The sequence below is a fragment of the Kitasatospora sp. NPDC127067 genome (genome assembly GCF_042724755.1).
Lineage (GTDB): Bacteria > Actinomycetota > Actinomycetes > Streptomycetales > Streptomycetaceae > Kitasatospora > Kitasatospora lactacystinica.
In genome coordinates, this window is record NZ_JBHXEM010000088.1 from 1 (window position 1) to 12,898 (window position 12,898).

At 73.0% G+C, this 12,898-nt stretch carries 13 protein-coding genes; 7 read left to right on the forward strand and 6 right to left on the reverse strand.

Annotation, left to right across the window (positions count from 1 at the left end; translation table 11 throughout):
• Positions 1 to 105 precede the first annotated feature (105 nt).
• Positions 106 to 489, forward strand: coding sequence for a hypothetical protein (locus tag ACFWJ4_RS28655; protein ID WP_380548731.1), 384 nt, complete (start codon positions 106 to 108; stop codon positions 487 to 489).
• A gap of 108 nt (positions 490 to 597) precedes the next feature.
• Here the strand turns inward: ACFWJ4_RS28655 and ACFWJ4_RS28660 are convergent, their stop codons facing one another.
• The 3 genes from ACFWJ4_RS28660 to ACFWJ4_RS28670 form a co-directional block, all read right to left on the reverse strand.
• Positions 598 to 1,536, reverse strand: a complete 939-nt coding sequence (locus tag ACFWJ4_RS28660) for a hypothetical protein (protein WP_380548734.1) — start codon at positions 1,534 to 1,536, stop codon at positions 598 to 600.
• 290 nt (positions 1,537 to 1,826) lie between these two features.
• Positions 1,827 to 3,047, reverse strand: coding sequence for an acetyl-CoA C-acetyltransferase (locus ACFWJ4_RS28665; RefSeq protein WP_380548736.1), 1,221 nt, complete (start codon positions 3,045 to 3,047; stop codon positions 1,827 to 1,829).
• 63 nt (positions 3,048 to 3,110) lie between these two features.
• Entirely contained in the window at positions 3,111 to 4,193 is a 1,083-nt protein-coding gene (locus ACFWJ4_RS28670; protein WP_380548739.1) for an SGNH/GDSL hydrolase family protein, read from the reverse strand.
• A gap of 216 nt (positions 4,194 to 4,409) precedes the next feature.
• Here ACFWJ4_RS28670 and ACFWJ4_RS28675 point away from each other — a divergent pair, with 216 nt between their 5' ends.
• The 5 genes from ACFWJ4_RS28675 (at position 4,410) to ACFWJ4_RS28695 (ending at position 9,601) form a co-directional block, all read left to right on the forward strand.
• Complete coding sequence (locus ACFWJ4_RS28675; protein WP_380548742.1) at positions 4,410 to 5,810, forward strand: cystathionine beta-synthase; 1,401 nt, start codon at positions 4,410 to 4,412, stop codon at positions 5,808 to 5,810.
• A gap of 522 nt (positions 5,811 to 6,332) precedes the next feature.
• Positions 6,333 to 6,671 carry a hypothetical protein gene (locus ACFWJ4_RS28680; protein ID WP_359914041.1) on the forward strand — a complete coding sequence of 113 codons (339 nt, stop codon included), beginning with the start codon at positions 6,333 to 6,335 and terminating at the stop codon, positions 6,669 to 6,671.
• A gap of 200 nt (positions 6,672 to 6,871) precedes the next feature.
• Positions 6,872 to 8,191, forward strand: coding sequence for an Ig-like domain-containing protein (locus ACFWJ4_RS28685; protein WP_380548744.1), 1,320 nt, complete (start codon positions 6,872 to 6,874; stop codon positions 8,189 to 8,191).
• A 76-nt stretch (positions 8,192 to 8,267) separates the two neighbouring features.
• Entirely contained in the window at positions 8,268 to 8,819 is a 552-nt protein-coding gene (locus ACFWJ4_RS28690; RefSeq protein WP_359914035.1) for a SigE family RNA polymerase sigma factor, read from the forward strand.
• Positions 8,816 to 9,601, forward strand: a complete 786-nt coding sequence (locus tag ACFWJ4_RS28695; RefSeq protein WP_380548747.1) for a hypothetical protein — start codon at positions 8,816 to 8,818, stop codon at positions 9,599 to 9,601. Before ACFWJ4_RS28690 ends, ACFWJ4_RS28695 begins: the two co-directional genes overlap by 4 nt.
• A 10-nt stretch (positions 9,602 to 9,611) precedes the next feature.
• On the opposite strand, the gene ACFWJ4_RS28700 is transcribed toward ACFWJ4_RS28695, so the two are convergent.
• Together ACFWJ4_RS28700 and msrA are read right to left on the reverse strand one after the other, a co-directional pair.
• Complete coding sequence (locus tag ACFWJ4_RS28700; RefSeq protein ID WP_380548749.1) at positions 9,612 to 9,974, reverse strand: cupin domain-containing protein; 363 nt, start codon at positions 9,972 to 9,974, stop codon at positions 9,612 to 9,614.
• A 207-nt stretch (positions 9,975 to 10,181) separates the two neighbouring features.
• Positions 10,182 to 10,847 carry a peptide-methionine (S)-S-oxide reductase MsrA gene (gene msrA, locus ACFWJ4_RS28705; RefSeq protein WP_380548752.1) on the reverse strand — a complete coding sequence of 222 codons (666 nt, stop codon included), beginning with the start codon at positions 10,845 to 10,847 and terminating at the stop codon, positions 10,182 to 10,184.
• A gap of 271 nt (positions 10,848 to 11,118) precedes the next feature.
• On the opposite strand from msrA, the gene ACFWJ4_RS28710 reads away from it, so the two are divergent.
• Positions 11,119 to 12,273 carry a cystathionine gamma-synthase gene (locus tag ACFWJ4_RS28710; protein ID WP_380548755.1) on the forward strand — a complete coding sequence of 385 codons (1,155 nt, stop codon included), beginning with the start codon at positions 11,119 to 11,121 and terminating at the stop codon, positions 12,271 to 12,273.
• A gap of 33 nt (positions 12,274 to 12,306) precedes the next feature.
• Here ACFWJ4_RS28710 and ACFWJ4_RS28715 read toward each other — a convergent pair whose 3' ends face one another.
• Entirely contained in the window at positions 12,307 to 12,789 is a 483-nt protein-coding gene (locus tag ACFWJ4_RS28715) for a MarR family transcriptional regulator (protein ID WP_359914020.1), read from the reverse strand.
• Between the last annotated feature and the right edge of the window lie 109 nt (positions 12,790 to 12,898).

Consider the following 12,898-nt stretch of genomic DNA (forward strand, 5'->3'; position numbering starts at 1 on the left):
GGGCTTCGCGATGGGCGCCGTCTCGCACGCCTTCAACACCTGGCTGAACGGCATCGTGATCCAGGCGGTCCGGGGCCCGGCGGCTTTTCGCCTAGGCTCGCTGCCATGCATGACGTAGCGCCCCTGGACGTGGATCCCCTGGTCGAAGCCGCCGAATCCCTGGCGGATCGTTTCCGCTCGCTGCCGCAGAGCAAGCTGCTGGGCGCCGTGCCCGGGTACGGGTCGCGGGCGGCGGCCGCGCTGGAGCTGGCCCGGCGGCTGGTCGCGCTGACGGCGGCGGTGGAGGGCGGCCCGCGGCGGGAGTTCCCGGACGCCGGGGCCTTCGCGGCGGGGGACCAGCTGGCCGTCGCCGCCCACGACCTGGCGGCCGCGCTCGCGGCGTTGCCGGAGGGCGCGGAGGTGGCGCTGCCGGACGGGCCGGTGGCCGCGGCCGAGGTGCTGGCCGGGGCGGTGGCCGCGGTGCGGGAGACGGCGGCGCTCTGCGGCTGAGGCCCCGGGACGCGCACAGGCCGAAGGCCGGCCGGGTCGGTAACCCCGTGACCCGGCCGGCCTTCGGTGCGCCGTGCGCTGGTGATCCCGCGATCCGGTGAGCCGGTGTCAGATGCTGGCGACCACCCGGTCGGCGAGCACGTAGACGGCCTCCTCGTCGGTGGAGAAGGTCAGCGAGTACGAGCCGGAGAAGCGCGAGCCGCCGAGCAGTCGGACGTGCTCACCGGCACGGACCGCGTCGATCAGCCGGTAGGCGGCCTCCCGGTCGCCCGGGGCCACGCAGAGGGTGGTGCCGTCGGCGAAGGCGTACACGTCCAGGGTGCCCAGCGGGCCGGGGCGGACGTCGATCAGGGCGACGGCCTCCTCGGCGAGGGCGGCCAGCCGGGTGTCGGTCCACTCCCGGGACGGCGCCTGGCTGGGCACGAAGTCGGGGTGCGAGGGGTGGCGGCGCGGGTCGGGCGCGGCGACCGGGGCCTCCTCGACGGCCTGATCGGCGTCCAGCAGCCCGGCCTCCAGGCCGGTGGCCAGCAGGTCGGCCTCGCGGCGGGCCCGGGCGTCCTTGGTCTCGCCGGACGGGTGGCCGGGGCGCAGCGGGACGCCGCCCTCGGTGCCGGGCTCGGTCGGGGCGGTGCCGCCCTCGTTGATCAGGTCCTCCAGCGCGGAGCGCAGCGCCTCGCCGAACTCCGGGTCCATCGTCCCGGCGTTGTCGACGGCGTCCTGCGGGCCGGTGGGGCGGGGGAAGAACAGCGGCCACTCGTCGGTGCCGGAGAACGCGCCGGTGAACGGGGAGTCGAACAGCGGGGCGTCCTCGGCCGCGCGGGCCTCCTGCTCGGCCCAGAACGCCCGGGCCTCGGTGATCTCCCGCTCGCGGTCGGCGGCGAGCGCCTCGGCGACGGCCCGGCGTATCGCGGCCTCGTCCACCGGGGCGGGCTCGGCCGGGGCCGCGGCCTGCGCGTCCAGTCGGCGGGAGAGTCCGCGGAGGTGGAGCAGCACGGCGGTCGACACGGCGATCAGGATCAGCAGCAGGATGGTGTAGACGGCGCTCACGGAACGTACTCCTAGCGAGGAGCGGAACGGGGTTACGTGTCCACATTGCCGCATGCGGGGCTGTTACCGCAGTGGCGAATGTCCAATTCGTCCAGGACTTTCGCTCTTGTCCCCAAATTGTTAGGTAACACCGTTCTACGCAGTGGAGTTGATCCGCTCCGCAGTGTCGATTTCCGGGTCGAAAACGAACGAAAAGAGGGCCGGATCGACCTCGCGGTGTGATTCGGCCCTCAATTACGCTGCGTCACTCCAAATGGGTGGTCCAGACCCTTCGGAGGGTGTCACGAGGGTCAGCTCAGGCGCTCGACGACCATCGCCATGCCCTGGCCGCCGCCGACGCACATGGTCTCCAGGCCGAACTGCTTGTCGTGCCACTGCAGGGAGTTGATCAGGGTGGTGGTGATCCGGGCGCCGGTCATGCCGAAGGGGTGGCCGATCGCGATCGCGCCGCCGTTGACGTTCAGCTTGTCCAGGTCGACGCCGAGGTCACGGTAGGAGGGGATCACCTGGGCCGCGAAGGCCTCGTTGATCTCGACCAGGTCGATGTCGTCGATGGTCAGGCCGGCCCGCTTGAGCGCCTGCCGGGAGGCCTCGACCGGGCCGTAGCCCATGATCTCGGGGGAGAGTGCGCTGACGCCGGTGGAGACCACCCGGGCGAGCGGGGTGATGCCGAGCTCGCGGGCCTTGGTGTCGGACATGATGACCAGCGCGGCCGCGCCGTCGTTCAGCGGGCAGCAGTTACCGGCCGTCACGGTGCCGTCCGGGCGGAACACCGGCTTCAGGCCGGACACGCCCTCCAGGGTGACGCCGGCGCGCGGGCCGTCGTCCTTGCTGACCACGGTGCCGTCCGGGAGCGTCACCGGGGTGATCTCGCGCTCCCAGAAGCCGGACTCGATGGCGGCCTCGGCGAGGTTCTGCGAGCGGACGCCGAACTCGTCCTGCTCGGCGCGGGTGATGCCCTTGAGCGCGGCCAGGTTCTCGGCGGTCTGGCCCATCGCGATGTAGGCGTCCGGCAGCAGGCCGTCCTCGCGCGGGTCGTGCCACGCGCCGCCGCCCTCCTCCGCACGCTTCTTGGTGCGCGCCTGGGCCTCGTCGAAGACCGGGTTCATGGTGCCCGGCATGCCGTCCGAGGTGCCGTTCACGCTGCGGGAGACGGTCTCCACGCCGGCCGAGACGAACACGTCGCCCTCGCCCGCCCTGATCGCGTGCAGCGCCATCCGCGTGGTCTGCAGCGAGGAGGAGCAGTAGCGGGTGATGGTCGCGCCGGGCAGGTAGTCCATGCCCATCTGGACGGCCACGATGCGGGCCAGGTTGTGGCCCTGCTCGCCGCCGGGCAGGCCGCAGCCCAGCATCAGGTCGTCGATCTGGCGGGGGTCGAGCTGGGGCACCTTGGCCAGGGCGGCCTGGATGACGTGGGCGGTCAGGTCGTCCGGGCGGACGTCCTTGAGCGAGCCCTTGAAGGCCCGGCCGATCGGCGAACGGGCAGCGCTGACGATGACGGCTTCGGGCATGGCGGGCTCCTCGCTGGGTGACGGCGGACCTGGCGTCCGGGAGGAAAGTTACCGCCTGGTAGGTCAGTCGTCACCCGCACCAGCGTGTGAGCTGGCCGACGTATTCCCAGGGGCTTCGCCGGCGCGCCGACCGGCTTCCTTCCCGCTCTCCGGGCCGGTCGGGCCGATCCGCAGCCGGTGCCTCAGCTGGGCCCAGCGGCGGCCCGCGCCCTCCGCCGCCACGGCCGCCACCTCGGTGCCCTCCCGCCCGGCCGCCGCGGCGGCCGCGACCGCGACCGGCAGCACCGCGGCGCCCCGGACGGCCGTGGCCGGGCGGTCCTCCTGGGGCCAGAGCCCCAGCACGGCGCAGACCGAGGGCAGCACGGCCATCGCGGCGGTCGCGTAGCCCTGGGCGGAGGGGTGGTAGCGGTCGGCGGCGAACATCTCGGGGCGCGCGGCGAACTCCGGGCCCAGTAGCGAGCCCAGCGAGACCGTCCGGCCACCCGCCTCCACCACCGCGATGGTCTGCGCGGCGGCCAGCTGCCGGCTCAGCCGGCGGGCCACCCAGCGCAGCGGCGGCCGCACCGGCTTGATCGTGCCGAGGTCCGGGCAGGTGCCCACGACCACCTCGCAGCCGTTGGCGCGCAGGGCGGCGACGGCCTCGCCGAGCTGGCGGACGGCCAGCTGGGCCGGGCTGTGCCGGGTCACGTCGTTGGCGCCGATCATGATCACGGCGACGTCCGGGCGGTGCGGCAGCGCCTGCTCCAGCTGGCCGGAGAGGTCGGCGGAGCGGCCGCCGGAGCGGGCCACGTTGACCAGCCGGACCGGGCGCTCGGCCACCGAGGCGAGGCCCGCGGCCAGCAGCGCGCCCGGCGTCTCGCCGGAGCGGGCCACGCCGAGGCCGGCGCCGGTGGAGTCGCCGAGGACGGCCAGCACCAGCGGGGCCTGCGGGGCGGCGGAGCGGTCGGCGAAGGCCTCGCCGTAGACGCCGTCGGCCCTGGGCGGGTGGGTCTCCAGGACGCCGATGGCCTGGATCGCGAGTTTGCTCTCGGTCAGCAGCAGGCCGACCAGGCCCACCCCGAGCAGGCCGAGCCCGCCGCCGCCGTACGCCGCCGCGGTGGCGATCCGGCGGGCCACCCGGGCCCGCGAGTGCTGCGCCCCTGGCATCCCGGTGCCCCCTTCCCGTGCTCCTGCCGGCCCCTCCGGGCCACGGCAATGCCTGCACAGCGCTCTTACCCGCGCGGGGGCCGGGAGTACCGGGGGCGTCGGTGGGGGTGGGCCATTGGGGGCGGTGGGAAGGAGGGGAACCGCGGGGCGGGTGCCACGCCCTACGCTTTGCAGTACCGATAAGCAGTCGCACGCCCACACTCCGGGAGGATCCCCGTGCGGTACCACAACTCGATCATCGACCTGGTCGGCAACACGCCGCTGGTCAAGCTGAACAAGGTCACCGAGGGCATCAGCGCGACAGTGCTGGCGAAGGTCGAGTACTTCAACCCCGGTGGCTCGGTCAAGGACCGCATCGCGATGCGCATGATCGAGGCCGCCGAGGCCTCGGGCGCCCTCAAGCCGGGTGGCACCATCGTCGAGCCGACCTCCGGCAACACCGGTGTCGGCCTGGCGATCGTGGCCCAGCAGAAGGGCTACAAGTGCATCTTCGTCTGTCCCGACAAGGTGTCCACCGACAAGATCAACACCCTGCGCGCGTACGGCGCCGAGGTGGTCGTCTGTCCGACCGCCGTCGCTCCGGAGCACCCGGACTCGTACTACAACGTCTCCGACCGCCTGGTCCGGGAGACCCCGAACGCCTGGAAGCCGGACCAGTACTCCAACCCGGACAACCCGGCCTCGCACTACCACTCCACCGGCCCGGAGCTGTGGGAGCAGACCGAGGGGAAGATCACCCACTTCGTGGCGGGCGTCGGCACCGGCGGCACCATCTCCGGCACCGGCAACTACCTGAAGGAGGTCTCCGGCGGCAAGGTCCAGGTGATCGGCGCCGACCCGGAGGGCTCGGTCTACTCGGGCGGCACCGGCCGGCCGTACCTGGTCGAGGGCGTCGGTGAGGACTTCTGGCCGACCGCCTACGACCGCGGCGTCGCGGACGGGATCGTCGCCGTCTCCGACAAGGACTCGTTCCAGATGACCCGCCGCCTGGCCAAGGAGGAGGGCCTGCTCGTCGGCGGCTCCTGCGGCATGGCCGTGGTGGCCGCGCTGGAGGTGGCCCGCGGGCTCGGGCCGGACGACGTCGTGGTGGTGCTGCTGCCGGACGGCGGCCGCGGCTACCTGTCGAAGATCTTCAACGACGACTGGATGGCCGACTACGGCTTCCTGCCCTCGTCCACCGACGAGGCGCACATCGGCGAGGTGCTGGCCCGCAAGGAGTCCATCGAGCAGGGCGGCGTCCCGCAGTTCGTCCACATGCACCCCAACGAGACGGTCGCCGAGGCGGTCCGGGTGCTGCGCGAGTACGGCGTCTCGCAGATGCCGGTGGTCTCCCCGGGGGCCGGCCACCCGGACATCATGGCCGGCGAGGTGATCGGCTCGGTGGTGGAGAAGCTGCTGCTGGAGGGCATCTTCGCCAAGGACATCGAGCTCACCGACACGCTGGACAAGGTGATGTCCAAGCCGCTGCCGGTGGTCGGCTCGGGCGAGACCGTCACCAACCTGATGACCGTGCTGGAGAAGGCCGACGCGGCCGTCGTGCTGGTCGAGGGCAAGCCGCAGGGCATCGTCACCCGCCAGGACCTGCTGGGCTTCCTGACCGGTCGCAGCCAGCACTGACCCGGTGTCACCGGCGCCCCGTCACCGCCCTGTCGTCACGCTCCCGTTGCCGCGGACGGGCGCGGAGGATTCGTCCACGGCGGAAGTGGTACACCGGCGTCACCTGTCCGCAGCACGTGGTTAACACGGCTCGGGCATCGTGGTGGTCAACGGCAGGACGCCGAGTGAGGCGACGGCAACCGTCCGGGAGCGGCTCCCCGGCGACCGCGGTCGGCTCCGGACACATCGGGTGGCCCTGACCCGGCCGCTGTGTCCTCCGCCGTGGGAGGCGCCGTCGTCCCGCCCCTGCCCGGCCCCGGCCGGCTGACAGGGTGCGGCGGCTCCCGCGGCAGCACCGCGCCGCACGGCGCGTGTCCCCGTGGCTCCCGGGTGGGGGAGCCCAGGCGGGGCAACGGTGGGGCCGGTCCTTCTCCGAGGGGCCGGCCCCTTCCGTTCGCGCCGTTCGCGCCGGGCACGCGGGGTGTGCTCCGGGCGGCCGCCCGTGCTCCGCGCCGGGCGCGGCCGTCCCGTACGCTCGCACGCATGACCAGCACTGAAACGACCGACCAGGATGCCCCGCGCTACGTCCGGGTGAAGATCGAGCTCATCGCGGAGATCACCGACGAGGGCGCGCTGAAGGCCGCCGCCCTGGAGGCGGTCACTGCGGACGAGTACCTCGACGACGAGGAGCGCGCCCAGTCCGTCGAGGCCATCGAGGTGGACCCGTCGGGTTCGCTCGCCCACTTCATCGACCCCGTCGCGCTGCTCGGCGACGTGCCCGGCGTGGAGCTCGCCTCGGCGACCTGGGAGTCGGCGCAGACCGAGTTCGACCCGGACGACGAGGAGTGGGACGAGTACCAGGTGGAGGGGTCCGCCGAGTAGGACGGAACCGCCGGGTGACGGTGCTCGCCGTCACCGCAAGTGAACGCCCGGTCCGCTTCGCGGGCCGGGCGTTTTGTCCCTGTTCGTCGGGAAGTTGGGTCATCTCATACGATCGCTTACCCTTCGGTGATGGAACCGTGAACGGGCGTATTGCGTTTCTGTATCCGTAATGCCCGGGATGATCAGCAGGGAGACGCGACGTGACGGCACGGGACGGTCAGGGGCGGGTGGCCGGAAGCAACTGGAGCCGACGCGGGGTCCTCGCGGGACTGATCGGCGCGCCCGTCCTGCTGCTGGCGGCCTGCAACGACAACAGCGGCGGTGGCAGCGGTAACGGCGGTGGCGGCACCGGCACCGGCACCGGCACCGGCGACGGCGGCGGCAGCGGCTCCGGCGGAGCGAGCGGCACCCCGGCCGGTGGCGGTGCGAGCAGCGCCCCGAAGACCTCGGCCGCGGTCATCACCGTCGCCCCGGCCGACGGCGCCGCCTCCGCGAGCTTCAGCGAGCCGGTCAAGGTCACCGTCGCCAACGGCACCCTGAGCAGCGTCAAGGTCACCGACAGCACCGGCAAGGAGCTGGCCGGCCAGCTCTCCGCCGACGGCACCGGCTGGACCTCGGCCGCCGCCCCCGCCAGCGGCACCAAGTACACCGTCGCCGCCACCGCCCTCGACAAGGACAAGCTGGAGGCGGACTCCAACGCCGTCTTCACCACGGCGACCCCGGCCAACACCTTCGTGGGCTACTTCACCCCCGAGGACGGCTCCACCGTCGGCGTCGGCATGCCGGTCTCGATCAACTTCAGCAAGCCGGTCACCGACCGCAAGGCCGTCCAGCAGGCGATCACGGTGATAGCCGAGCCGGGCGTCGAGATCGTCGGCCACTGGTTCTCCAGCACCCGCCTCGACTTCCGGCCGCAGGAGTACTGGGCCAAGGGCACCAAGGTCACCCTCAAGCTCCGGCTCAAGGACGTCGAGGGCGCCAAGGGCGTCTACGGCACCCAGTCCAAGGACGTGAGCTTCACCATCGGCCGCGCCCAGACCAGCGTCGCCGACCTCGCCACCAAGAAGCTCACCGTCACCACCGACGGCCAGGTCAGCGCGGTCTACAAGATCTCCGGCGGCTCGCCCGAGCACACCACCTGGGGCGGCAAGATGGTGATCTCCGAGCAGTACACCCAGACCCGGATGAACTCGCAGACGGTCAACCTGGGCAGCGAGTACGACATCGCGGACGTGCCGCACGCCCAGCGCCTCAGCACCTCGGGCACCTTCATCCACGGCAACTACTGGTCCTCGCCGTCGATCTTCGGCGGCCAGAACACCAGTCACGGCTGCATCGGCCTGCGGGACGCCCAGGGCGCCCAGGACACCGGTACGGACGGCTTCAAGTTCTACAAGTCCTCGATGGTCGGCGACGTGGTCGAGGTCGTGAACTCCGGCGACAAGACGGTCGCCCCGGACAACGGCCTGAACGGCTGGAACATGGGCTGGGCCGCCTGGAAGGCCGGCAGCGCCGTCTGACCCGGCACCGCGCCCCGGCCGGAAAAACTTCCCGGGCGGACCGAACCTCGCGGTCCGCCCGAGGAGTAGGACGGGTGTGAAACGCGAGCAGAGGCAGCGACAGGACGACGAGTTCAGCGCGTTCGTCGCCGGGAGCGGCCGCCAACTGCTGCGGCTGGCCGAGCTGCTGACCGGAGACCCGGACCGGGCCAAGGACATCGTGCAGTCGGCGCTGGAACGCGCCTACCTGCACTGGCACCGGATCACCGGCGACGACCCCACCGCGTACGTCCGCAGGATCGTGGTGAACCAGCACCGCGACTGGTGGCGCCGGCTGCGCAACCACGAGCTGCCCATCGAACGCGTCCCCGACCGGCCGCTCGCCGACGACCTCGCCGAACGGCAGGCCGAACGGGCCGTGCTGCGCCAGGCGCTGGGCACGCTCACCCGCCGGGAGCGGACGGTCGTCGTGCTGCGGTACTACGGAGACCTCACCGAGGCCGCCATCGCGGCCGAACTGGGCATCGCCCCGGGCACGGTGAAGAGCACGCTGCACCGGGCGATGTCGAAGCTGCGCGCACTGCCCGAACTCGCCGACCGCTCCGGCGTGGCGGTGGGTCCCACGACGCACATCGAGGTGACGGTATGAGCTTCGAGCGCCGGATCGGCGAACTGCTCAAGGACGAGGACCCCTACGCGGTCGGGCCGGACCCGGTGGTGATCATCGCGGGAGCCCGACGCCGCCGGGCCAGGCGCAGGGCCGGGACCGGGGCCGCCGTGGTCGCGGTGGCCGTGGTCTGCGGGGTGACGGCGGTGACGGCCGGGAACGCCCGGCACGCCGGGCGGATCGCGGGCGAGGCCGGGGCGGCGATGGCGCCCTCGGCGGCGACGGCCGCGGGGGCGCCCGCAGTCCCGGTGCCCACCGCGCAGACGCCGACCGGGCTGCCGTTGTCGCCGGTGCAGCGGGTCGCGGCGAAGGAGAAGGTCGAGGTGGTCCCCGGGATCCGGCTGTCGGTGACCCCGACCCAGGACTGCCAGGACACCGTCGAACCGGCGACCGGCACCTACGGGCGCACGGCGTGCACCGACGTCCTCTCCGCCCCCGGCATGCCGTACGACCGGCCCGGCATCACCCTGGCCTACAACGAGACGGCCGACCGCCTCGTCGTGCACAGCTACTACCGGGGGCCGACCCCGGCCCGGATCGTCCTCTTCGTGGGCGGCAGGCCCACCGTCGCCACCCTGCTCACCACCCCGGGCATGCAGGGCTGGATCTCCTACTACGGCGACCTGCCGCGGGCCGACCTCCGGACGGGGAGGTTGCAGGCGGTCCCGGCCGTCGGGGCCTACGACGCCGCCGGGAAGCTCCTGGCGGGAAGCCCCGGCCAGGCCGCGGACGGGGCCGCGGAGAAGCCGCCCGCCATGCTCTGAGGCGTTCCGTTCACCGCTTCGCGTAGTCCGCGAAGCCCTGCCAGTCGACGATCACACAGGCCTCCGGGCCCACCGTCCAGGCGTCGTGCCCGGGCGGACAGAGCATGAAGTCGCCGGGGCCGACCTCGAATCCCTGGCCGTCGTCCATGACGATCTTCATCCGGCCGGAGACCACGTACCCGGCGTGGGAGGCCTGGCAGCTGTCGGTGCCGGCGATCGGCTTCACGTGCTTGGACCACTGCCAACCCGGTTCGAACACGGCCCGGCCCACCGGGCCGCCGTCCAGGTTGACCAGCCGCAGCTCCCCCGTGCCCTCCTCGAAGGGACGGACTTCCTCGGGATCGTCGAAGTTCCGCTGGTAGAGACCGGACATGGCGCACTCCTCTCGCACGAGGACGGCCCGGCCACCAGCGGGTGGCCGGGCCGGCCCTGCTGGCCCTTCCAGTCTGCGCCCCGATCGGGGATCGCTCACGTTGAGTGGCGGCTCCCGGGCGCCCGCACCGGGCCGCGTTCGGGCCGCGTTCGGGCCGCTCCGGGCCGCGTCCGGGCCCGCCCCCGGGCTTTCCCGGCGCCCGGGAGGTCAGCCCCGGGTGCGGGCCACGCCGATCGGGCAGGAGGCCCCGGTGCCGCCGAGACCGCAGTAGCCGCTGGGGTTCTTGGCCTCCGACAGGTACTGCTGGTGGTACGGCTCGGCGGGGTGGAACGGGCCCGCCGGGGCGATCTCGGTGGTGATCGGGCCGTAACCGAGTGCGGTCAGCGAGGGCTGGAACGCGTCCCGGGTGGCCGCCGCGGCCTCGGCCTGGGCCGGGGAGTGGGTGTAGACGGCGGAGCGGTACTGGGTGCCCACGTCGTTGCCCTGGCGGTTGCCCTGGGTCGGGTCGTGCGCCTCCCAGAAGGTCTTCAGCAGGCGCTCGTAGGTGATCACCGCCGGGTCGTACACCACCCGGACCGCCTCGGTGTGCCCGGTCAGCCCGCTGCACACCTCCTCGTACGTCGGGTTGGGGGTGTGGCCGCCCTGGTAGCCGACCAGCGTCGTCCAGACGCCGGGAAGCTGCCAGAAGACGCGTTCGGCGCCCCAGAAGCAGCCGAGCCCGAAGTCGGCCACCTCCAGGCCGTCCGGGTACGGGCCGGACAGCGGGTGCCCGAGCACGGTGTGCGGTTCGGTCAGGGTGAAGGCCGGGGTCGGCCGGCCGGGCAGCGCCTGGTCGGCGGGGACGAGCGAGGTCTTGTGGCGGTTGAACAGCACGGCCTGCTCCAGCGGGTCGGGGATCCTGGCACGGTGTGCAACGCGAACGGCCGCCCCCGGATTCCGGGAGCGGCCGTCGCGGCCGTCGCGGCCGTCGGCGGCGGCCGGCCGGGCCCGGTGCTGAACGCGTGTTCGACCGATGGGGCCGCAGTGGCCGAAGGGGCCCGTGCGCCGTGCTTGCGGCCCGCCGTACCCCCGCTCCCACCTGCGGGTTCGTCCCGATCGTCGGTTCGTGCGGGCTCGACGGCATTCGCACACTAGGCTCGGACCCATGACCGAGCACCAGCTTCCTCAGGGCTTCGAGACCCTCGCCATCCACGCGGGTCAGGAGGCAGACCCCCAGACCGGGGCCGTCGTCACGCCGATCTACCAGGTGTCCACCTACAAGCAGGACGGGGTGGGCGGCCTGCGGGGCGGCTACGAGTACAGCCGCAGCGCCAACCCGACCCGTACCGCGCTGGAGGAGTGCCTCGCGGCGCTGGAGGGCGGCGCCCGCGGCCTCGCCTTCGCCTCCGGCCTGGCCGCCGAGGACACCCTGCTGCGCAGCATCCTCAAGCCGGGCGACCACATCGTGATCCCCAACGACGCCTACGGCGGCACCTTCCGGCTGTTCGCCAAGGTGCTGACCCGCTGGGGCGTCGAGTTCTCCGTGGCCAACACCCAGGACCTGGCCACCGTCCGCGAGGCGATCCGCCCCAACACCCGCGCGGTGTGGGTGGAGACCCCGTCCAACCCGCTGCTGGGCATCACCGACCTGGCCGCGCTCGCCGAGGTCGCCCACGGCGCCGGTGCGCTGCTGGTGGTCGACAACACCTTCGCCAGCCCGTACCTCCAGCAGCCGATCGCGCTCGGCGCGGACGCCGTGGTGCACTCCACCACCAAGTACATGGGCGGCCACTCGGACGTGGTCGGCGGTGCGCTGGTGCTGGCCGACGCGGGCCTCGGCGAGGAGGTGGCGTACCACCAGAACGCGACGGGCGCCGTCTCCGGCCCGTTCGACGCCTGGCTGGTGCTGCGCGGAATCAAGACGCTGGGCGTCCGGATGGACCGCCACAGCGCCAACGCGGAGAAGGTCGCCGAGCTGCTGGCGAGCCACCCGAAGGTCAGTCAGGTGCTCTACCCGGGCCTGCCCGAGCACCCCGGCCACGACATCGCGGCCAAGCAGATGAAGGCCTTCGGCGGCATGGTCTCGTTCCGGGTCGCCGGCGGCGAGGAGGCGGCCGTCGAGGTCTGCAACCGCGCGCAGCTGTTCACCCTCGGCGAGTCGCTCGGCGGTGTCGAGTCGCTGATCGAGCACCCGGGCCGGATGACCCACGCCTCGGTGGCGGGCTCGGCGCTGGAGGTGCCGTCCGACCTGGTGCGCGTCTCGGTCGGCATCGAGTCGATCGACGACCTGCTGGCCGACCTCAAGCAGGCGCTGGGCTGAGGCGGTAGGGGCCCCGCGGCCCCTCGTCGCCGCTCACTGCCCCTGCTGGTCCGCCGTGTACGTCTCCATCGCGAGGTTGAAGCGGGCCAGCAGGGCGCAGAACGCGTGCTGTTCCTCCGGTGGCCAGTCGGCCACCAGGCGGCGGGTCAACTCGGCCCGGCCGTCCCGGACTTCGGTGAGCCGGCCGACGCCGTGCGAGGTCAGCGCGAGCCGTACGGCACGACGGTCGGCCGGGTCCTGCACCCGGCCGACCAGCCCGGCCGCGACCAGCGGGGCGACCTGGCGGGTCACCGTGGAGGAGTCCACGCCCAGGGCCTCGGCCAGGGCCTTGACGTTGGCCGGCCCGTGCCGCTCCAGCCGGTCGAGCAGCAGATAGGCGGCCCGGTCCAGCGCCCCGACCCCGCCGCCGGAGGTCCGGACCTGCTCCATCCGGCGCGCGAACACCGCGAGCTGGTACTGGAGTCGGGCGTGCACGGGGTCGATGCGGTCGGTGGCCTGGGGCGAGGTCGTCGTCATCGCGGCTCACGATCGTCGTGCGGTGAGGGAGGCTCAGAAGCAGCAGAGTACGCGGGCCGGGCGGGCCCGGGAACAGGCCCGACATCCCGGATTGCCGCCGCCCCCACCC

Coding starts and splice junctions, on each gene's coding strand:
- ACFWJ4_RS28680 (WP_359914041.1), top strand. CDS start 6,333: ATGACCAGCACTGAAACGACCGACCAGGATGCCCCGCGCTACGTCCGG.
- ACFWJ4_RS28715 (WP_359914020.1), bottom strand. CDS start 12,789: ATGACGACGACCTCGCCCCAGGCCACCGACCGCATCGACCCCGTGCAC.
- ACFWJ4_RS28695 (WP_380548747.1), top strand. CDS start 8,816: ATGAGCTTCGAGCGCCGGATCGGCGAACTGCTCAAGGACGAGGACCCC.
- ACFWJ4_RS28665 (WP_380548736.1), bottom strand. CDS start 3,047: ATGCCCGAAGCCGTCATCGTCAGCGCTGCCCGTTCGCCGATCGGCCGG.
- ACFWJ4_RS28710 (WP_380548755.1), top strand. CDS start 11,119: ATGACCGAGCACCAGCTTCCTCAGGGCTTCGAGACCCTCGCCATCCAC.
- ACFWJ4_RS28700 (WP_380548749.1), bottom strand. CDS start 9,974: ATGTCCGGTCTCTACCAGCGGAACTTCGACGATCCCGAGGAAGTCCGT.
- ACFWJ4_RS28655 (WP_380548731.1), top strand. CDS start 106: ATGCATGACGTAGCGCCCCTGGACGTGGATCCCCTGGTCGAAGCCGCC.
- ACFWJ4_RS28670 (WP_380548739.1), bottom strand. CDS start 4,193: ATGCCAGGGGCGCAGCACTCGCGGGCCCGGGTGGCCCGCCGGATCGCC.